This is a genomic window from Bacteroidota bacterium (genome assembly GCA_038746285.1).
Taxonomy (GTDB): Bacteria; Bacteroidota; Rhodothermia; order Rhodothermales; family JANQRZ01; genus JANQRZ01.
The window spans coordinates 15,217-33,943 of record JBCDKT010000024.1 but is presented as its reverse complement, the minus strand read 5'-3'; the positions used below and the strand labels follow the sequence as shown (position 1 = coordinate 33,943).

16 protein-coding genes are annotated in these 18,727 nt (G+C 69.1%); 3 read left to right on the top strand and 13 right to left on the bottom strand.

From position 1 onward, the window contains the following. Positions 1–59 precede the first annotated feature (59 nt). From AAGI91_09495 to AAGI91_09470, 6 genes are all read right to left on the bottom strand, one after another. On the bottom strand, positions 60–1,556 hold the full coding sequence (locus AAGI91_09495; protein MEM1042851.1) for a HAMP domain-containing sensor histidine kinase: 1,497 nt from the start codon (positions 1,554–1,556) through the stop codon (positions 60–62). 71 nt (positions 1,557–1,627) lie between these two features. Beyond that, positions 1,628–2,341, bottom strand: coding sequence for a response regulator transcription factor (locus AAGI91_09490; GenBank protein MEM1042850.1), 714 nt, complete (start codon positions 2,339–2,341; stop codon positions 1,628–1,630). 105 nt (positions 2,342–2,446) lie between these two features. Then, positions 2,447–3,643: a LysM peptidoglycan-binding domain-containing protein gene (locus AAGI91_09485; protein ID MEM1042849.1), complete on the bottom strand. Its 1,197-nt coding sequence runs from the start codon at positions 3,641–3,643 to the stop codon at positions 2,447–2,449. 14 nt (positions 3,644–3,657) lie between these two features. Then, complete coding sequence (locus tag AAGI91_09480) at positions 3,658–3,975, bottom strand: tetratricopeptide repeat protein (protein ID MEM1042848.1); 318 nt, start codon at positions 3,973–3,975, stop codon at positions 3,658–3,660. A gap of 91 nt (positions 3,976–4,066) precedes the next feature. Then, on the bottom strand, positions 4,067–4,849 hold the full coding sequence (locus AAGI91_09475) for a TPM domain-containing protein (GenBank protein MEM1042847.1): 783 nt from the start codon (positions 4,847–4,849) through the stop codon (positions 4,067–4,069). A 34-nt stretch (positions 4,850–4,883) separates the two neighbouring features. Beyond that, entirely contained in the window at positions 4,884–5,489 is a 606-nt protein-coding gene (locus tag AAGI91_09470) for a LemA family protein (GenBank protein MEM1042846.1), read from the bottom strand. Positions 5,490–5,792: 303 nt separating this feature from the next. Between AAGI91_09470 and AAGI91_09465 the strand changes: the two genes are divergently transcribed. Next, a complete protein-coding gene (locus tag AAGI91_09465) occupies positions 5,793–6,380 on the top strand; it encodes a hypothetical protein (GenBank protein ID MEM1042845.1) in 588 nt (195 codons plus the stop codon). 34 nt (positions 6,381–6,414) lie between these two features. Here the strand turns inward: AAGI91_09465 and AAGI91_09460 are convergent, their stop codons facing one another. The 4 genes from AAGI91_09460 to fsa form a co-directional block, all read right to left on the bottom strand. Further along, positions 6,415–6,984 (bottom strand): DUF3267 domain-containing protein, encoded by a 570-nt coding sequence (locus tag AAGI91_09460; protein MEM1042844.1) that lies wholly within the window; start codon positions 6,982–6,984, stop codon positions 6,415–6,417. A 138-nt stretch (positions 6,985–7,122) separates the two neighbouring features. Next, a complete protein-coding gene (locus tag AAGI91_09455; GenBank protein MEM1042843.1) occupies positions 7,123–8,520 on the bottom strand; it encodes an MBL fold metallo-hydrolase in 1,398 nt (465 codons plus the stop codon). A gap of 120 nt (positions 8,521–8,640) precedes the next feature. Continuing rightward, entirely contained in the window at positions 8,641–9,924 is a 1,284-nt protein-coding gene (locus AAGI91_09450; protein MEM1042842.1) for a T9SS type A sorting domain-containing protein, read from the bottom strand. A gap of 256 nt (positions 9,925–10,180) precedes the next feature. Then, the gene (gene fsa, locus AAGI91_09445) at positions 10,181–10,846 is read right to left on the bottom strand and encodes a fructose-6-phosphate aldolase (protein MEM1042841.1); all 666 of its coding nucleotides are present in this window, start codon (positions 10,844–10,846) and stop codon (positions 10,181–10,183) included. Between the two features lie 181 nt (positions 10,847–11,027). On the opposite strand from fsa, the gene AAGI91_09440 reads away from it, so the two are divergent. Together AAGI91_09440 and AAGI91_09435 are read left to right on the top strand one after the other, a co-directional pair. After that, positions 11,028–12,293: a putative sugar nucleotidyl transferase gene (locus AAGI91_09440; protein ID MEM1042840.1), complete on the top strand. Its 1,266-nt coding sequence runs from the start codon at positions 11,028–11,030 to the stop codon at positions 12,291–12,293. Positions 12,294–12,432: 139 nt separating this feature from the next. Then, positions 12,433–14,067, top strand: a complete 1,635-nt coding sequence (locus tag AAGI91_09435) for a T9SS type A sorting domain-containing protein (protein ID MEM1042839.1) — start codon at positions 12,433–12,435, stop codon at positions 14,065–14,067. A gap of 161 nt (positions 14,068–14,228) precedes the next feature. On the opposite strand, the gene AAGI91_09430 is transcribed toward AAGI91_09435, so the two are convergent. From AAGI91_09430 to AAGI91_09420, 3 genes are all read right to left on the bottom strand, one after another. After that, positions 14,229–15,776 carry a T9SS type A sorting domain-containing protein gene (locus AAGI91_09430; protein MEM1042838.1) on the bottom strand — a complete coding sequence of 516 codons (1,548 nt, stop codon included), beginning with the start codon at positions 15,774–15,776 and terminating at the stop codon, positions 14,229–14,231. A gap of 3 nt (positions 15,777–15,779) precedes the next feature. Further along, positions 15,780–17,303: a tetratricopeptide repeat protein gene (locus AAGI91_09425; GenBank protein ID MEM1042837.1), complete on the bottom strand. Its 1,524-nt coding sequence runs from the start codon at positions 17,301–17,303 to the stop codon at positions 15,780–15,782. A gap of 66 nt (positions 17,304–17,369) precedes the next feature. After that, positions 17,370–18,704 (bottom strand): dicarboxylate/amino acid:cation symporter, encoded by a 1,335-nt coding sequence (locus AAGI91_09420; protein MEM1042836.1) that lies wholly within the window; start codon positions 18,702–18,704, stop codon positions 17,370–17,372. Between the last annotated feature and the right edge of the window lie 23 nt (positions 18,705–18,727).

Below are 18,727 nucleotides of genomic sequence, written 5' to 3'. Positions count from 1 at the left end.
CCGACGTATGGTCCATCATGCAGCCGCAGCGTGCGTCTTGCTGCACCTTGCTCGAAACGCTACAGCACGACCTCGACCTCCTCGCCGAAGGTGTCGCTGGCCGCCGCGCGGTACTCGGGGACGGACTCGGCCAGGAGCAGCTCGAACCAGAACCGGGTGCCGCGCCCGGCGGTGCTCTCGACGTGGATCTGCTCGCCGTGGGCCTGGAGGATCTGCTTGGTGATGGCCAGGCCGAGGCCGGTCCCGCCCTGCGCCCGGCTGCGGGCGTTGTCGACGCGGTAGAACCGCTCGAAGATGCGTTCGAGGTGATCCTCGGCGATGCCGCGCCCGGTGTCGACGACCTCGATGCGGACCTTGTCCAGGTGGCGGCGCATCCGGCACTTCACGGTGCCGGCGTCGGAGTACGAGATCGCGTTGTCGATGAGGTTGGTGAGTACCTGCCGGATGCGGCTGCGGTCGGCCCAGACCTCGACGGGCTGGTTTTGGTAGACGAGGGCGAGCCCTTTGTCCTCGGCCTTCGGCTCTAGCATCTCGGCCACCTCCCCGAGGAGCCCCTGGAGGTCGAAGACCTCGGGCCGGATGAGGTCTTCGCGGTACTCCAGCTTGGCGATCTCGATGAGGTCGCCGAAGAGGTTGTTGAGCCGCTGGAGGTTCAGCAGCCCCTTGGCGACATACTTCTGCCGCTGCGCGTCCGAGAGCCCCGCCGCGTCAAGCGCTTCGAGGTAGCCGCCGACGGCGAAGATAGGGTTCTTGACCTCGTGGCTGACGTTGCCGATGAACTCGTTCTGGACGCGCGCCACACGCTGGAGCTCGTAGATGTCCTCGCGGAAGCGCTCGGCCATGGAGTTCAGGCTGCTGGCGAGGTCCTGCACCTCGGCCGCCCGCGTGCGCACCACGATCTCGCGGTCGAGGTCGCCCTCGTTGACGCGGCGGGCGCTCTTCGAGATCGCCTTGAGCGGGCGCGTCACCTGGAGCGCCGCGATCCACGCCCCGATGAGCGCCAGCACGAGCGCGAGCGCCATCCCGATGATGAGCGTCGCCTGCATCTTCTGGACGAGGGTCAGCAGCGGCGGGGCCGGCTGCCCGATGCGGACAACGTAGTCCGAGACGGGGCTGTAGTGGGCCACGTAGAGCACGGGCCCGAGGCTGCCCGTCCGCTCGTCGTAGCCGAAGCCGGTGCGGACAGCCTGCTCGACCTCAGGCTGGTCGAGAAACGTCCGGTCGGTGAGGATGCGCCCGTCGACCATCTCCCACACGAGGGAGTCCTTCTTGGCGACCCCGATCCGGTAGGGCGTCGCGGTGCTCGTTCGCTGGATTGTCTCGAAGAGCACCTCCGGGTCCTCGACCGTTTCTAGCTGGGCTGAGAGGTAGCGGGCCTGGACGCGGAGCGTCTCGCGCGCGGCGTCCTCCACCTGGCCGCGCAGCACGAGGAAGGCGTAGAGCCCCACGATCGCCACCGCCGCCCCGACGAAGAGGGCGAACGTCAGCATCATCCACGTCTGCGTCGAGGCGCGGCGCGGGAGGAGCAGGCTCTGGAGGTCTTTGAGACGGCTCATGGGTCAGAGGGCAGACGGCAGAAGGCAGCGTAGCAGGTCTGCCGTCTGTACGCTGCTCGCCGCCTTCTGGATCACGCTTCTTCCTCCTCCGGTTCTTCCTCGACGAAGCGGTAGCCGACCCCGCGCACGGTCTGGATGTGCTTGGCGAAGTCGCTGAGCTTCTCGCGGAGGTTCTTGATGTGGGCGTCGACGGTGCGCTCGGTGACCATCATCGCGTCCTTCCAGATCGTCTCCAGGAGCTGCTGCCGGGTGAACGCCTTGCGCGGGTGCCGGACGAGGTAGCGCAGCAGCTCGAACTCCGTCAGTGTCAGGCCGAGGTCCTCGCCGCCGAGCGTGGCGCGGTACTCGTCCTCGTAGATCATCAGGTCGTTGACGGTGAGGATATGGCTCTCCTCAGTACCCGTCCGGCGGAGGACGGCGCGGGCGTTGGCGAGGACTACCGACGGGCTGACGGGCTTGGTGAGGTAGGCGTCGCCCCCGGCCATAAGCCCTTCGATCTGGTCAGACTCCTCGACCTTCGCAGTGAGGAAGAGGATCGGGATCATCTCGGTCTCGACGCGGCCCCGCAGCCGCCGCGCCACCTCGAACCCGTCGAGGCCGGGCAGCATCACGTCGAGCACGACGAGGTCGACGCTCTGGGTCGCCTGTTCGAGGGCCGCTTCGCCGTCGTACGCCGTGAGCACGTTGAAGCCTTCCTGGCGCAGAAAGTGACTGATGATCTCGACGACGTCTTCCTCGTCGTCCACGACGAGGATGGTCATTTCGGAGGGCGTGAGCGTGGCCATGGCAGCAAGAGATGGGTGTAAGACGGGCGAATAGAGAAATGATACGCTCTAGCAGACTTCCCGTTCGGCCTAAATTCACGAGACACTGCCGGGCGAACGGCACCGCTACCGGATCACGCGCAACTCGACCCGCTCAGCGGCCCCGCGGTCCTGCCCGAGCGCGTCGGCCGCCGCCTCGGAGAGTTCGACGAGGAACCCCTCGCTGACCGGCCCCCGGTCGTTGACGCGGACGAGGACGGCGCGCTCACGGGCGGGCAGCAGGACGTGGACGACGGTCCCGAACGGGAGCGTCCGGTGGCTCGCCGTGAGCGCCTCCGGGTCGTAAGCCTCGCCGCTGATGGTCTCGCGGCCCCGGTAGGAGTCGGGGTAGACGAGCGCGAGGCCGGCCTCGTCGGGCGGCGGGATCGGAGCCGGGGCGCGGTAGTAGCGCTCGGCGGACGAGTCGGGCAGCGCCAGGACAGACCCGGCCGGGAGCGGGGCCGTGGTGAGGGTGTTGAGCGCGAGCAGGTCCGCGACTGTCGTGCCGTAGCGGGCCGCGACGGCGTAGAGCGTTTCGCCTCGGCGGGTGACGTGGACCCGGTCGTCGGGGACGGTGCTCTCGGTTAGGTCGTAGGGCGTGCTCGGCAGCGGGGCCGCCGCGGCGGGCGGCGGGGCCGCCTCGCCGGAGACGATCAGCTCCTGCCCGACCGACAGCAGGTTCGTCTCCAGCGCGTTGCGCGCCTTGAGGCCGTCGACGGTCATGCCGTAGCGCCGCGAGATCAGGTAGAGCGTCTCCCCCGCCTGCACGACGTGCACCGCCAGCGCACCGCCCGAGGCCGAAAGCGGCGGCGCGGTGACCTCGCCGCGCGCGCCTCGGCCGATGCGGACGCGCGCCATCGCCGCCGGAGGGGGCGGAGGCGGAGGCGGACCGGCCGGGATCGGGGCCGGCGTTTCGAGCACGACGGGTCGGTCCTCCAGCGGTTCGATCTCCGACAGCGGGAGAGCGTCGGGTGGCTCCGGTATGACCGGATCGGCAGTGCCGGGTAGTTCGGCTACTTCTTCGCCCTCCCAGCCGATGCGTCCCCCGTCAGTCGCCGCCACGCGGAGCGGCTGCCCGATGCTGATGATGTTCGAGGTGAGCCCGTTGTACGCCTTGAGCTGGTCCACGGTCAGCCCGTGCGTCTGGGCGATCTTGAAGAGGGTATCCCCGGACTGCACCACGTAGACTGCCTCGCTCTGCGCAAGCGCAGGCACCGAAGCCAGCACGAGGCCCGCCGCGAGGGCAGCGCGCCGGAGCACGCGCGGAACGGTCTGCAAAAGCATTCGCATTGTCGTGGCTAGTCGAACCCGATGCCTTGCGCTTCGAGCAGGGCGCTCTGAAGCTCGGCGCGGGCGTGGGGGTCGGACGCCGCTACCCCAATCCCGGCCTGGTAGGTGCGGACTGCGTCGTCTTTCCGGTGCAAGTCCTCGTAGAGCTTGCCGAGGTGGTAGTAGGTGCCCACATAGTCCGGCTGGTCGGCGACGAGCCCTTCGAAGTAGGCCAGCGCCTGCTCGGTCTCGCCGAGCCGGAGGTACTCCTGCGCGAGGGCGTAGCGGACGAAGGCGTCGTCCGGGTCCTGGCGGTGGAAGTCGAGGAGCTGCTCGAACCGGCTCATGGGGGATCTCGGAAATCAGCGCGGCGGTCTGGCGTCGGGGCGTGCAAAACTACCACGGACGAACCGTGCAAACGCGCGAGGCGCATCAGAATTACCACCCGCCTCCGGCTCCGCCACCACCAAAGCCGCCGCCGCCAAAGCCTCCGAACCCGCCCCCGAACCCGCCCCCGCCAAAGCCTCCTCCGAAGCCGCCGCTGCTGCGCCCGCCGCCGAAGCCGCCGGGAAACACGATCACCGGCGGCAGCCCCGAGCGCCGCCGCCGCTGGCCACCACCGCCCGACTCGCTCCGCCCGGACGACAGGAGCGCGATCACGATGATAGCGAGGATCACGAGGAGCGCGAACGGCACCCCGTCGCCGGGGCCACCCGGCGATGGCTCGGCGGTGTACTCTCCCTCGGCGGCGGCCACGAGCGCGTCCACGGCGCGCGAGATGCCGGCGTAGAACTGCCCCTGCCGGAAGCTCGGCACGACGACCGAGCGCACGATCCGCCCGGCAACCACGTCGGGGATGGCTCCCTCCAGCCCGTAGCCCGTTGCGATGAACACCTCGCGGTCGCCCGTCGAGACGAGGAAGACGACGCCGTTGTCCTTGCCGCCCTGGCCGACGCCCCACTGCTGCCCGAGTTCGGTGGCGAACGGCCCCGGCTCGGCCCCGCCGAGCGTCGGGAGGATGACGACGACGATCTGGTTCGAGGTCGAGTCGTCGAAGGCGACGAGGCGCTGGTTGAGCGCCTGGCGCTCGGAGCGCGAGAGGAGGTCCGCCCGGTCGATCACGAGCCCCTCGGCCGGCGACGGGCGCGGCGGGATGCGCTGCGCCTCGGCCGGCCCGCCGGCGGCGAGCGCGAGAGCGGCAAACCAGAGGCGGAAGCGCATGAGAGACCCGTGGGGGCGCGGCGCGCCCTGGCGGCTAGCTGCTGAAGTCTACGGTCGGTGCCTGCTCGGCCCCGGCCTCGGCCTCGAACGGGACGCGGCGGTCGAAGCCGAAGAGCCCGGCCCAGAGCGAGGTCGGGAAGCGCCGCACCGAGGTGTTGTAGTCCCGCACCTGCTCGTTGTAGCGCGTCCGCGCCGTGTTGATGCGGTTCTCCGTCCCTTCGAGCTGGACCTGGAGGTCGCGGAACGCCTCGGTGGCGCGGAGTTCGGGGTAGTCCTCGCGGACGGCGTTGATGAGCGCGCCCGTGGCGGCTCCGAGCTGCGACTGCGCCTCCTGGAAGCGCTGGAGGGCCTCCGGGTTGTCGAGGTCCTCGGCCGAGAGGGTCACGTTGACGGCGCGGGTGCGGGCCTCGGTGACCTCCTGGAGCGTGCTGCTCTCGAACTCCGCCGCGCCCTGCACGGTGCCGACGAGGTTCGGGATGAGGTCGGCGCGGCGCTGGTAGGCCGTCTCAACATTGGCCCACGCCGCCTCGACGGTCTCGTCGGCCGAGACGAGCGCGTTGTAGGTCCCGCACCCGGAGCAGCCGGCGAAGCCAACTACGAGCGCGATGACAAGGATGACGATGGCCCCGGTGCTTCGCATGACAGTGGAGAGTTGGTCTGAAAGAGAGAGGAGCGGCACGCCGGAGGTCACCGCCGCTGCAACATACTACCCACGACGCGTTCGGTGCCCGAGCGGGTTAGGGTCGGTTCGGCGTGGAGGGCTAGGAGGGGTGGTCCGGCGGGGAGGCATGCCAGGAATCGGAGGAATGGCTGGAGTGGGAAGAAGTATGGGTCGGCGCGGAGCGCAAGGGTCTTCGTAACTTTTATGCCTTTTCTTGACTCTCCCACTCTCCCACTCTCCCACTCTCCCACTCTCCCACTCTCCCACTCTCCCACTCTGGCCATGCCCCTGCTTCTCCTCCTCGTCGCCGTGAGCCTGCTCGCCCCCAGTGCCCTCGCCCAGCGTGGCCTGCTCGACCGGGGCACGGTGCAGCTCGGCGGGACCGTCGGCTTCGCCCGGCTCGGGGGCGACCTCCAGGCCAACGCCGACGGCAGCCGCACGAGCGCCGTCGTCCTCGACCCCCGCTTCGGCTTCTTCCTCGCCGACCGCCTCGCGCTCGGCACCACGCTCGCCTACGAGACCACGTCGAGCAACGTCACCGACACGTCGATCCTGACCGTCGGCCCGAACCTGAGCTACTACTTCGGGCGACCGCCGCGGCCGTTCTACCCGTTCGTCACCGCGCTCGTGGGCTACTCGCGCGCCAGCACGGACTTCGCTACGCCCGCAGGTGACCCGCCGCTCGCGTTCCGCGCCTCAGGCTTCGCACTTGGGGCAGGGCTCGGCGTGCTCTACCTGGTGTCTTCCCGCGTCGGCGTGACCGGCGAGGGGTTCTTCCAGTCCGCCTTCTACGGCTCCGCCGAGGGCGTGGACACCCCGACGGCCAACCGCTTCGGCCTCCGCCTCGGCGCGGCGGTGTTTCTGCGCTGACCCAGTCTTGCAGTGACGAAAGGCGTGGGCAGAGCTAGCTGGTGCTCACCGGCAAGAGCAAGCAGCCTGGCTTCGAGGGGTGGTCTTTGACGAGGCGGCCGCTCGGGACGCCGCGCAGGAGCCACAGGATGAGCGCATCGCCCCCGGCTGCGAGCGTAAAGAAGGTCCCGAACCAGAACACGGCCCCCATCCCGAAGGCGAGCCCGACGAGCGCCGGGACGAGCCCGAGCACGACGCCCGGTGCCGCCGCACCGGTGCGGTAGGCGTGCGCCGGCAGCGCCGCCGAGCAGTGCGCGTAGGGCGTCAGCGTCTTGACCTGGAAGCCGAAGCTCACCGTCCCCGCCGGGGCTCCGGCAAGCCGCCATGCGATCCCGTGCAGCGCCTCGTGCACCACGATGCCCGCGGCGAAGATCAGCAGAAACCGCCACAGCGGCGTGACGAGCGCGTTGAACCCGTCGCCCAGCACACTCCAGCCCCAGAGGAGCCCGTACCCGCCCACGAGCAGGACGAGCACGGGGAGGATGAACCCGAGCGCGTAAGCATTCGCCGCCGCGACAGACGCCGTGCGGTCCTCGCTGCCGTCAGGAATATCGTACGCCTCCATCTGAAATCGTAGGGGCGCGGCGGTGCTGCGCCCTCGACCGCGTGGTGATTCTGGGCACGATACTGCTATGCCCTTACGGGTGGCGTATAGAATATCGTCCATTCTCTCGATCCCTCAATCCCCGAGCCCTCCGATGGCTCAGACCTCGATCTCGACGCCCTGCTGCGGCAGGATGACTTCGGTGCCGGGGTAGAGCCGCTGGATCGTGTCCCGCATCCACCGCTTCGCCTCGGTCTCGCCGTGGACGAGGACGATCTTCTTAGGGCGGAGCCGGCCGACGAGTTCGATGAGGTCCTGCCGGTGCGAGTGTCCGCTGAACCGAAAGCGGCCGACCTCGGCGCGGACGGGCTGCGGGGCTCGGCCGTTCCCCTCGTCGAGCACGACCTCGGTGCCCTCGGCGGCGGCGCGCTGGAGCCGGTCGCCAGGCGAACCCTCTTTCGAGAAGCCGACGAAGAAGATGCCGTGCCGCTCGTCCTCGACGAGGCGCTGGGCGAGCTTGTTCGAGAGCGTGCGCTCGAAGAGCATGCCGCTGGAGGTGACGTGGATGCTCGGCTCGCCGATGGCCTGCCGGGCGCGCTCGTCGCTGCGCGGGAAGCGCTGCTGGTCCACGCCGAAGACCTCGAAGTCCGGGTTCAGCCGGGGCGAGGCGAGGCGCGTGCGGTCGTAGAGGTCGGCCACGGCGCGCATCTGGCCGTTGGTGTAGACCGGCGTCCTGTCGGGGACGATGCCGCGCCGCTTGTAGCGGTCGATGAGCGCGAGGATCTCCTGCGCCCGGCCGAGCGCGAAGACCGGCACGAGGACCGTCCCGCCGCGCGCGAGCGTCCGGGCGATGGCCTCGCCGAAGAGTTTCTCCTGCTCGCGGCGCGTGGTCTGCTCGGCCTCCTCGTCGGCCCCCATCGTAGACTCCAAGAGGAGGACGTCGACAGGCTCCTCCGGGTACTCGCCGCCAGGGATGATCGTCTGCGAGCGGAGGTGGGTGTCGCTCGTGTAGAAGAGGCGGCGTCGCTGCTCGCCGTCCCCGACGCGGAGCAGCACGCCCGCCGCGCCGAGAACGTGCCCAGCGTGGTAGAACCGGCCCCTGACCGGCTCCCCTCCTCGCCGCCCCGTGAGGTCGAACGTCGCGTCCAGGTTATGGCCCTCGTAGATGTACCCGAGTGCCTCAACCGTGTCGGCGTCGAAGAGCGGGCGCGCCGTCGTGGAGCCTTCCATCAGGCGGCGGCGCTGGAGCCGGGCCGACGACGGGAGCAGCACCTCGGCCAGCATCTGGGTCGGCTTGGTCATGTGGACGCCGACAGTCGGGAAGTGCTGGACCAGTACGGGGAGGGCACCGAGGTGGTCGTGGTGGGCGTGGGTGACGAGGACATGGTCCACCGGGCGTTCCATCCGGTCCCGGATCAGCGCGAGGTCGGGCAGACTGTCTACGCCGTCTTCTTCGGGGTCCACGCCCGCGTCGAGCACGAGGCCCGTGCCCGCGAGGTTGAGGTAGTGGCAGCTCGCTCCGATGTCGTCCGTGCTCCCCAGCGCGAGGTAGTGCATCTGCAAGTCGTTCGGTCCGTGAGGTCAGCGCGCTTCAATCCCCCGGCGCGTTGCAGGTTCTCCCGTGCCGCCGCGCCCGGCCGGCCTGCCCCAATCTTCACGCCCACGCCGCAGGGTCCGCTACCGGACGACGACGACCGGCACAGTACTCACCTTCGCCCCTGCCTGAGCGCGGACGAAGTAGGCTCCGCTCGATGCCTCGCGCGCGTCCCACCGCAGGCGGTGGAGGCCCGCCGCCCGCTCCCCGTCGGCGAGCACGGCCACGCGGCGACCGAGTGCGTCGTAGACCTCGACGGTGACCGAGCCGGCCTCGGGCAGCACCAATTCGACCGTCGTCTGCTCTGCGAAGGGGTTGGGGTAGCCCCGGCGAAGCGCGAACGCCTGGCGAGCCGCGCCGTCCTCCTGCGCAACCGGCATCGGAATGATGAGCCGGACCGGCAGGTCGAAGGCGAGGCCTTCCGGCCCGAGGTCCGTGTCCACGGAGAAGGAATCTTCGTACGTGCTCGGCGCCAGCCCGGTCGCGTCGAAGTCCACCACCACTTCGGCCGACCCGTTCGCCGGAATCGTGTCCTGGGCCGGGGTGAAGCCTACCACAAAACCGCCGCTGGTCTCGGGGAATGAAAAAGCGACGGACTGGTCGGTGTCGTTCATCAGGATGACGGTCTCTGAACCGAACGAATCAGGCCCAAAGGAGAGCGTGTCCGTCAGCACCGCCGGGTCGAACCGGACGAACGCATCGCTGGCCCGGCCGCTGAGCCGGAACGAGGCGTCCATCCCGCCGCCTACGCAGTTGGTCGTGAGCGGCTGCCACCCCGTGCACCCCGTTCTAAAGCCGTCGCGCGGGTTGCGCCAGTGCATTTCGAACCCGATGGGCTCGGCCGTGTCCTGCCTGTTCCAGCGCCACTGCCCCGAGAGCGATGGCGGCACGTCCACCACGAGGCTAGCCCAGTACGTCCCCTCCGTGAGAATCACCGAAGGCGACAGGGCCGCTGCCAGGTCGCCGTCCCCGATGCTGTCGACCGGCACGTTGAGGCGGCGCTCTATGAGCGAGTCTGGCCGCCCGTCCACATTCGCGTAGAAGTAGATGTCCGCAATCTCAATAGGAGTGGCATTCTCGACATAAGCCCCGAGCACGGCGAGTTCGGTGATGCTCCACGCCACAGTGTCCGGCACCACGAAGTCGTCCGCGCCCTGCGCGTCATACTGGACCTCGCTCCCCCCAGCTTGCTGCGAGGGGAAGTTGTTTTCGCTGGGAGCGCCCGTCTGGTCGTAGAGCACCTCGGCTCCGCCGCGCGGTACCTCCAGGACGGACGGCTGCGCAGGGATGCTGAAGGGTTGGGTGTGCTGGGCTGCGAGGCCGGTGGCCGTCAGGGCTATGGCGGTGAGTAGCGTGTAGCGGAGCATGTGGTGGAGGATTGGAGGTGTGTCTGGGATCGAGAGGTGCGCTGTCTCATCGCGAGGACAAGGCCCGGTTGGAGACCAGTGCGAATCTGTGTGAGGTTTGTACCCCTACACCGAAAAAGAGGGATACGAGGTGACATCGCAACTTCTATAATACACATATCAATACCCATACCATAAAAAGAGGGAGCCCCCACGCCTGCGGGAGCTCCCTACTGCGCGACTGTCTCTGCCGCGCGACTGTCTCTGCGCTGCCGGGCTAGGCAGGCTGTCCGTCCTTCTGCTCCTGGAGCTTCTCCCAGTCCGCGAGGACTTTCTCGAGCCCCCGGTCGGTCAGCGGGTGCTTGATGAGCTTGTCGAGCGTGTCGAACGGCATCGTCGCCACGTCCGCGCCGAGCTCGGCGGCGTCGACGACGTGCATGGGGTGGCGGATGCTGGCCGCGAGGATCTGCGTGTCGTAGGCGTAGTTGTCGAAGATGGTACGGATCGAGGCGATGAGGTCCATCCCGTTGGAGGAGATGTCGTCGAGGCGTCCGATGAAGGGACTCACGTACGTCGCCCCAGCCTTCGCCGCGACGAGCGCCTGGGTCGGCGAGAAGATGAGGGTGCAGTTGATGCGGATGCCCTCGTTGGAGAGCGTCTCGATGGCCTTGACGCCCTCGCGGATCATGGGGACTTTGACGGTGACGTGCTCGTGGATCTGGGCCAGCTTGCGGCCTTCCTCCACCATCGCCCCGTACTCGGTCGCCACGACCTCGGCGGAGACGTCGGAGGCGAGTTCGCAGATTTTGTAGATGTGCTCCTCGAAGTTCGAGGCCCCCGCCTTCATGGCGAGCGATGGGTTCGTGGTGACGCCGTCGAGGACGCCCATGTCGGCGGCTTCGCGGATCTCGTCGAGGTCGGCGGTGTCGATGAAGAATTTCATGGCGGTGTTGAGCTAGAAAGGGAGGCAGCGGAGGTCTCTATACGCAGACCTGGTATCGTCGTTCGCGCGGGACCTTCCATTTTTGCGCACGCTGCGCCGGGCCGGTCGCTCGGCGTACGCCACCGCGCCGTACACCGGTGGCGTAGTTTGGGGCGCTCCCCTCCCCGACCACGGCCTCTCCATGCCCCACCTCTGCCTGTTCGAAGACGCGACGGTCCACCACCTCGCTCCGCTGGCCTCCACCCGCGCCGCAGGCGACCTGCGCGTCGGTATCCAGACCCTGAGCGAGCGTCAGCGGCGCGCCTTTCCGCACGACGGTTTCGTCCTCCACACGCGGGCGCTGGTCGCAGGCGCGGCGGCCCAGGACCACGCTGGAGCTTCCTTCAACGCGCTGCCCAATGAGCACCGCGGCGTCCTCTTCGTCAATCAGCGGTGGCTCGTTCAGCCGGGCGACCTGCTGGAGCGCGTGCGCGCTGCCGCTGCGCCGGGCGAACCGGCCCGCGTCTTTCTCCAGGGCGACACGCTCCTCGCCGCGTGGCACCCGGCCCCGCAGGCCGGGCTGCTGGGGGCCGACGCGCTCGGCCCGTCTCACTTCGAGGGTACCGCCGAGGAACAGGTCGACGGCGCGACGCTCATCAGCCGCCTGTGGCACCTCCTCGACGATGTGCGCGAGCGCATCGCAGATGACTTTGCCGCCCTCGACCGCCACGGCCGCGAGGGCGCGACGGTACACGAAAGTGCGATCCTGCTGGAGCCCGGCAACATCTACCTCGCTCCTGGTGCCGAAGTCCGGCCAGGGGCCATCCTCAACGCCGAGGGCGGGCCGATCTACCTCGACGAGGGTGCGGCCATCGGCGAAGGTGCCATCGTCTTCGGGCCGCTCTACCTCGGGCCGAACGCCAGCATGCGGGCCGGAGCCCGGGTCGATGGCGTCGCGGCAGGCACCCACGCCGAAATCGGCGGCGAGGTCAAGGCGAGCATCGTGCAGTCCTACTCGAACAAGGTCCACGACGGCTACATGGGCAACTCCTACATCGGCCGCTGGTGCAACCTCGGGGCCGACACCAACACGTCGAACCTCAAGAACGACTACGGCGAGGTGAACATGTGGGACTGCGTCGCCGAGGCGTTCGTCGGCACCGAGCGCGGGCGGCTCGGCCTCATCATGGGCGACCACTCGAAGTGCTCGATCAACACCATGTTCAACACCGGCACCGTCGTCGGGGTCTTCTGCAACCTCTTCGGCGGGGGCTTTCCGCCGCGCTACATCCCGGATTTCTCGTGGGGCGGGGCCGACGGCTTCGTGAACTACCGGCTGGAGAAGGCACTCCGCGTGGCCGAGGCTGTGACGGCCCGCCGCGGCATGCCCCTCACCGACACCGACCGTACGCTGCTGACGGTCATCGCCGAGGCGGCCTACGCGCGCCGGAAGGGGCAGGCCGCCTGACGCGCAGGGCCGGCTCGCAGGCCGGTAAGTCGGATGGGGACTATTCGGATGGGGACTATGATGAAAGAGGCATAGGGGTTGCCCCCAGCGGGAATATGCCGTAGCATTGGGCAGCCCGTGCCTAACCCGTCCGCCTTTGATGCGCCGCTGCCTCCTTGTGCTCGCTGCTCTGCTCACGGTCCCTGCCGCCGCGCAGGACCCCGAAGCCCTTCCGTTCTCACTCGAACTCGTCGAGGTCGACGTGACGGGGATGCCGGGCCTCCACTCCTTCGCGTGGGCCGAGCACGGCGGGCGGTGGCTGTTCATCACCGGCCGCGTGGACGGCCTCCACGGCATCATCGAGTCCGGTGCCTTCGCTGCCGAGCAGGCCAACGGCTCCCTCTGGGTCGTGGACCTCGCCGGTGACCAGGTGTGGTCGCGCTCGCTCAGCGAACTGGGCGACGCTGTCGCCGACCCGCTGAAGGTGTCGAACCCGCAGTACCACCAGGAGGGCGAGACGCTCTACGTCGTCGGCGGCTACGGCACCGACTCTTCGACTGGCGACAAGATCACGTTCCCGACGCTGACGGCGCTCGACGTACCAGGACTGATCGGCGCGGTGGTCAACGGGGGCGCGCTCGCGCCGCACATCCGGCAGTCGGCCGACGAGCGCCTCGCCGTGACCGGCGGCGAACTCCGCACTCTCGAGGGCCGCTACCTCCTCCTCGGCGGACACCGCTTCGACGGCGCGTATTCTCCCGGCGGTGGCAGCTTCACGCAGGCCTACACCAACCAGATCGCCTCGTTTCTCCTTATCGACCAGGGGGGCACGCTCGGCATCGACGACGTGCAGACCGTGACCGACGAGGACGCGCTGCACCGGCGCGACCTGACCGTGGCCCCGAGCTTCGTCCGAGGGCAGTGCGACGGTGCGCCCTGCATCACCCAGGCCCACACGATGTACGCCGGGGTCTTCCAGCCGAGCAACCTCCCGTACCGGACGCAGATCCACGCCACGCTCTCGGACGGGCTCGCGTTTCAGGAGAGCAGCTTCGAGCAGCGATTCTCGCACTACACCGCCCCGGCGCTCCCGCTCTGGGACGAGGTGACCGAGACGATGCACACCGCGTTCTTCGGCGGGATGGCGCAGTTCTATTTCGACGAGGACGCGGGGGAGGTCGTCGAGGACCGCTTCATCCCCTTCACCGACGACATCGTGACGCTGACGCACGAGGTGGCCGAGGGCGGCACCACGTACGAGACGGTAATGCCGGTTCAGATGCCGGGCCTGCTCGGCACAAACGCGGCGCTCATTCCGGCCTCTGTCCCCCGCTCCGACCTCGAGATCGTCCGGCTGCGCGACCTCGACGAGCGCACCCTGATGGGCTACATCGTCGGCGGCATCCTATCGACGATGCCGAACCCCGGCTGGATGGGCATGACGGCTGCCGAGACGAGCGCGAGCGACCGCATCTTCGCCGTCTACCTCACGCCGGAGTTCACCTCCAGCACCGAGCCGGCGGCCGAGTACGCCAGCCTCCGGCTCGAAGCTCCCTACCCCAACCCGTTCCGGACCCGGGCCACGGTCGCGCTCGTGCTCGACCGGCCCGCGCCGGTAGTCGTCGAGGTGTTCGACGTGCTCGGCCGGCGGGTGGCCGGGCTGCACGACGGACCGCTCGCGGCTGGCCGGCACACGTTCGCGCTTCAGGAGCGCGACCTCGCGCCGGGAGTCTACGTCGTCCACGCCTCCGGCGACGGCGTCAGCGCCACGCGCTCCGTCGTGCGGGTGCGGTAGTGGCACGCGTTCGGTAGCACCGCAGACGGCTCGGCGAGCCGTCCCTACCTCCTCAGGTTCTGGCCCGAAAGGACTTTTGCCTAGCACCAGACGGGTAGAGTACCAAACGGGTAGGGCGCGGTCAGCGCCACGCGCTCCGTCGTCCGGGTGCGCTAGCGCGGTTAGCGCAGAACCGTCACCCCGCGCGTCGCGCCAAAGTCCTCGCCCTCGACGCGGACGAAGTAAACCCCCCGCGCCAGGCCACGGGCGTTCAGGGTTGCCGTAGCGGGTCCAGGTACGCCCTCCAGCAGCGTGGCGACGAGCCGGCCACGCACATCGTAGACCCTGACGCTCACGTCTTGGACCTCGCGGACATCCACCTGCACCGTCGCTTCGCCGACGATGGGGTTGGGAAAGACCGCCAGGGCATTGCCTGCGCCGAAGACCTGGACAGGGGCGGCGTTGAGGACGACCTCGGTGCCGTCTTCGCCCAGCAGGCGGAGGCGGAACGTGAAGGTGCCGGGGCCGAGGCCGGGCACGCGCACGGTGTAGGTCGCCGCCTCCTCAGGGTCGATGGCCGGCACCGAGGCCGCGACGGGCTCGAACTGCCCGTCGACCTCGCGCTCGACCGTGCCGGAGACGAACCCGGACTCGCTCGGCAAGAAGAAGGTCAGCACGACATCTCGCCCGTCCACGCCGGCCGAGAAGGCAATAGCCTCGCACGCCGGGCGGAGCGTCCAGCCCACGTCGCGCAGCATGCCGCAGGTGATCGGGCCGGGGTCGTGGATGGCCTCACCGCGGGCGAAGCTCGGCGTCATGAGCGCGTTGATCGAGCCCGAGGGGTAGAGCTGCTCGTCGAGGTGGGAGAACGAGGAGCCGGGCTGCCACACGAGCGGCGCGAAAATCTCCGGCAGGTCCGTGCCCTGTGCGCGCGCCGTCGGGCCGTCGAAAAAAACGGACCCGCTCGTGAGCGCGTCTGCGAGCGGGGCGGAGAAGTTCTCGAGGCTCAGCAGGGGCGTGCCGTCGCCGCGCTCGGCGAAGCGCTCGTAAACCACCGGGAAACGTTGCCCTTCGGTCGTCTCGATCCCCCAGCTCCCGACCTCGCCCGCCACGTCCATCGAACCAATGAAGCCCAGCCCGTGCCCGAGTTCGTGGAGGACGACCGTCGTGAGGTCGAACTCGTTGTCGGGCGGGTCCGCGTCGAGGCCGAAGTACCAGCTTGGGAACTCGCTGTTGAAGGTGGCGCGGATGTCAGGGGTGGAGCCGCTCAGGTTTCGTCCCGCCAGGGCTTCGGCAAGGGCTGACGCATACCAGGTGTCGGCCTGCGGTGCCCCGCCAAAGTTGGCGATGATGCGGGGCGAGGCGGTACCGAGGATGCTAGCCTCCTCGGCAGGCTCCCACTGCGCAAGAATGCGGATCGGCACCGACGACTCGACGCGCTCGCTCCAGATGTCTACGGCAAGCTGGAACGCCGCCTGCGCCTCCGCCGGGAAGTTCTCGTACTCGACCTCGAACGTGGCGCGCGCCTCCGAGCGCTGCGGCTCACGCACGGTCTCTCGCGCACGCCCGTGTCCGTGCCCGTGAACGACGGGAGCCTCGAAGTCGGCGCGGATCGTATCGGCCGGTGCCCAGCCGAACACGATGCCTCCCTGCGCGAGCGCGGGCTGGGCGAGTGAGAGGGAAGCGAGGCCGCAAACGAGCAGGCCAAGAAGACGAGCGGAACCGTGCATGGATTAGAGGCGGTCGAGGGCGGCTTTGGCGCGCTGTTCGAGCGCCTTGTGATAGGCGAAAGGGTCGTCGTTGGCGAGGGCGCGCTCGTAGGCAGCGCGGGCGCGGGCGTGCTCCCCCTGCGCCTCGTGCACCTCGCCGGTGTAGTACTGCGACCAGGGGCCCCACTTCGCGAGCGGGTCTCCGGGGTTGCTGACGGCGAAGCCGTAGTGCCGGAGCGCCTCGCGCCATGTGCCGAGAAGCTGGTACGCCCGCCCGCTGCGGTAGGCAGCCTCGGCCCGCTCGACCTCCGACGCCTCGCGGTCGCCGAAGACAGGCTGCAGCGTCTGCACGGCCTCCGCGTAGCGGCCCCCGTCGAAGGCGGTGCCGCCGAGCAGGAGCGTCCGCTCCCGGTCCGAGAGCGGCGCGGCGAGGCGGGCCTCGGCCTCGCGCCGCGCGGCGGCGTCGCTGTCGAAGTTCTCCCGGACCCGGACGCGCTCGTAGTACGGCACCGCCTCGGCGCGCCGGCCGGAGAGTTCGAGGGCGAGCCCGGCGTGGAGGTTCGCCTGCGCCAGGAGCGCCTCGCCGGGGAACGTCCGCACGTAGCGCTGGAAGTAGCCCGCGGCCTCCGCGAACGCGTCCTGCCGGAACAGCGCCTGGCCGAGCGAGAAGTCCACGTACGGCATCGGGAAGACACCGGGGGGCTGGAGCAGGCGCTCGGCGCGGCGCAACTCACGCTCGGCCTCGGCGGCGCGGCGCTGGTTGATCAGCGAGTAGCCCACGATGTAGCTCACGACCGGGCTCTCCGGGTAGCGCGCGGCGACCTCCCGGAGCATCGCCAGCCCGCCGCGCTTGGACTCGTTCACGAGCTGGTCGGTGAGGGCGAAGAAGGCCGCAGCCTCGTCGCGGTAGTAGACGCTCTGCCGGGCCGAGACCGCCATCCCGTCGAGCCCCTGCTGCACGGTCCCGCGGAAGCCCATCATCTTGACCACCCAGCGAAACGACTTCGGCACCAGCCCGATCGTCGCGTGGCACAGCCCCATGCCCCATGCCGACTCGTAGAAGGCCGGGTGCTCCTTGGCGTTCTTCTCGAAGTGGTTGTAGGCCTGCCGGAGCGCGAGCGCGGCGCGGGCGTACTGCGTTTTCTTGGCGTGGATCACGGCCCGGTGCAGTTCGGTCTCGGCCCGGAAGTGGGTCCGCCACGGCGAGTCGGGCGTCTCCTTGAGCACGTCGAGCAGCGCGTCGCTCCGGTCGAAGAAGGCGTCGTACAGGTCGTCCTGCTCCAGAATCATCGCCCGCCAGAGGGCGATCTTGGCGAGGTGCAGCCGCGCCGCCGGCCGCGCTGTCTCCACCGCGTCGAGCCGCTCGAAGGTCGTCTCGGCGTCGTCGAGGCGGAAGGTGACCATCTGGCTGCGCCCTTCTTCGAGAAGAGCCACGCTCTCGGGGCGCTCGACCAGCATCGGGCCCGGATCGGCCTGGTCCGGGAGCGGCCGCGCTTCGGCGAGGGGCGCAGCGAGAACGAGGGCGAGCAGGAAGATCAGAGGAGGCATACGAAGACCGGGCTGGGGATAGGCGTCTCGGTCTGCAAGTTTCAGTCCGTGCGCGGGGTCCAGGCTTTACCCTTCGGCAACCACGCGCACGCGGTCAGCCGCCGGGTCGGTATCGGGGACGCCGAGCTGGCCCTCGCTGGCCGCGATGACGGTCGCCACGGTCGCGTCGCCGGTAACGTTCGTGACCGTGCGCAGCATGTCGAGGATGCGGTCCACGCCGAGGACGAGGGCGATCCCGGCCGACGGCACGCCGACGGCTTCGAGGATGATGACGAGCATGATGATCCCCGCCCCCGGCACCGCCGCCGTCCCAATCGAGGCGAGGACGGCCGTGAGGACAATCGTGAGCTGGGCCGCGAGGCCGAGCTCCATCCCGAGCGCCTGCGCGATGAAGACCGCCGCCACGGCCTGGTAGAGCGCCGTGCCGTCCATGTTGATCGTCGCCCCAAGCGGGAGCACGAACGACGAGACCTCTTCGCTGACGCCGAGCTTCTCCTCGCACCGCTCCATCGTCACCGGCAGCGTCGCCCCGCTCGACGAGGTCGAGAACGCGACGAGCTGGGCCGGGCCGATCCCGCTGTAGAACGTCCGCAGCGACATCGGCGAGAGGCTCTTGAGCAGCACCGCGTAGGTGATCAGCATGTGGAGCCCGAGGCCGAGCACGACCGCGAAGCAGTAGTACCCGAGCGCGCCGAGGAGTTCGATGATCCGGTTCACATCGTCGCCCGCCACCTGGGTAATCGTCCCGGCCAGGAGCGCGAAGACGCCGACCGGAGCCATGAGCATGATCACGTCCACGAGCCGGATGATGAGGTCGTTCAGGCCCTCCACGACAGCGAGCACCGGCTCCGCCTTCTCGCGCGGAATCTGGATCAGCCCGATCCCGATGAAGAGCGCGACGAAGACCACCTGGAGCATGTTGCTGTTGTTCGAGATGGCCGTGAACAGGTTGCCCGGCACGATGTCCACGAGGAACTGGAGGGGCCCGCGCTGCGCGGCGGCCGCGGCAGCCTCCGAGCGCATCGCCGCATCACCCGCGTAGGCCGCGCCGAGTTCTGCCTGGAGCGCCTCGGGCACGGCGCTGCCCGGCTCCAGGAGGTTGACGATCACGAGCCCGAGCGTGACGGCGACGGCCGTCGTGCCGAGGTAGATGCCAATCGTCTTGCCGCCGATCCGGGAGAGCTTGCGTAGGTCGCTCAGCGAGGCCACGCCCAGGATGAGCGACGCGAGGACGAGCGGCACGGCGATCAGTTTGAGCGCGTTCAGGAAGATGGTCCCGAACGGCGCGATCCAGTCGGCCGTGAAGGCCCCCCACCCCTGCGCTGCTGCGATGACGCCGTAGATCAGTCCCAGAACGAGGCCGATGATGATCTGCCAGTGGAGCTTTTTGTACCAGGGCATACGTCTGAGGCTGAAGGTCGAGA

Bases quoted from the DNA above. Each gene is read 5' to 3' on its own strand.
- AAGI91_09495 (MEM1042851.1), bottom strand. From the start codon at position 1,556: ATGAGCCGTCTCAAAGACCTCCAGAGCCTGCTCCTCCCGCGCCGCGCC.
- AAGI91_09430 (MEM1042838.1), bottom strand. From the start codon at position 15,776: ATGCACGGTTCCGCTCGTCTTCTTGGCCTGCTCGTTTGCGGCCTCGCT.
- AAGI91_09460 (MEM1042844.1), bottom strand. From the start codon at position 6,984: ATGGAGGCGTACGATATTCCTGACGGCAGCGAGGACCGCACGGCGTCT.
- AAGI91_09475 (MEM1042847.1), bottom strand. From the start codon at position 4,849: ATGCGCTTCCGCCTCTGGTTTGCCGCTCTCGCGCTCGCCGCCGGCGGG.
- AAGI91_09435 (MEM1042839.1), top strand. From the start codon at position 12,433: ATGCGCCGCTGCCTCCTTGTGCTCGCTGCTCTGCTCACGGTCCCTGCC.
- AAGI91_09485 (MEM1042849.1), bottom strand. From the start codon at position 3,643: ATGCTTTTGCAGACCGTTCCGCGCGTGCTCCGGCGCGCTGCCCTCGCG.
- AAGI91_09490 (MEM1042850.1), bottom strand. From the start codon at position 2,341: ATGGCCACGCTCACGCCCTCCGAAATGACCATCCTCGTCGTGGACGAC.
- AAGI91_09440 (MEM1042840.1), top strand. From the start codon at position 11,028: ATGCCCCACCTCTGCCTGTTCGAAGACGCGACGGTCCACCACCTCGCT.
- AAGI91_09420 (MEM1042836.1), bottom strand. From the start codon at position 18,704: ATGCCCTGGTACAAAAAGCTCCACTGGCAGATCATCATCGGCCTCGTT.
- AAGI91_09470 (MEM1042846.1), bottom strand. From the start codon at position 5,489: ATGCGAAGCACCGGGGCCATCGTCATCCTTGTCATCGCGCTCGTAGTT.
- AAGI91_09480 (MEM1042848.1), bottom strand. From the start codon at position 3,975: ATGAGCCGGTTCGAGCAGCTCCTCGACTTCCACCGCCAGGACCCGGAC.
- AAGI91_09425 (MEM1042837.1), bottom strand. From the start codon at position 17,303: ATGCCTCCTCTGATCTTCCTGCTCGCCCTCGTTCTCGCTGCGCCCCTC.
- AAGI91_09455 (MEM1042843.1), bottom strand. From the start codon at position 8,520: ATGCACTACCTCGCGCTGGGGAGCACGGACGACATCGGAGCGAGCTGC.
- AAGI91_09450 (MEM1042842.1), bottom strand. From the start codon at position 9,924: ATGCTCCGCTACACGCTACTCACCGCCATAGCCCTGACGGCCACCGGC.
- AAGI91_09465 (MEM1042845.1), top strand. From the start codon at position 5,793: ATGCCCCTGCTTCTCCTCCTCGTCGCCGTGAGCCTGCTCGCCCCCAGT.
- fsa (MEM1042841.1), bottom strand. From the start codon at position 10,846: ATGAAATTCTTCATCGACACCGCCGACCTCGACGAGATCCGCGAAGCC.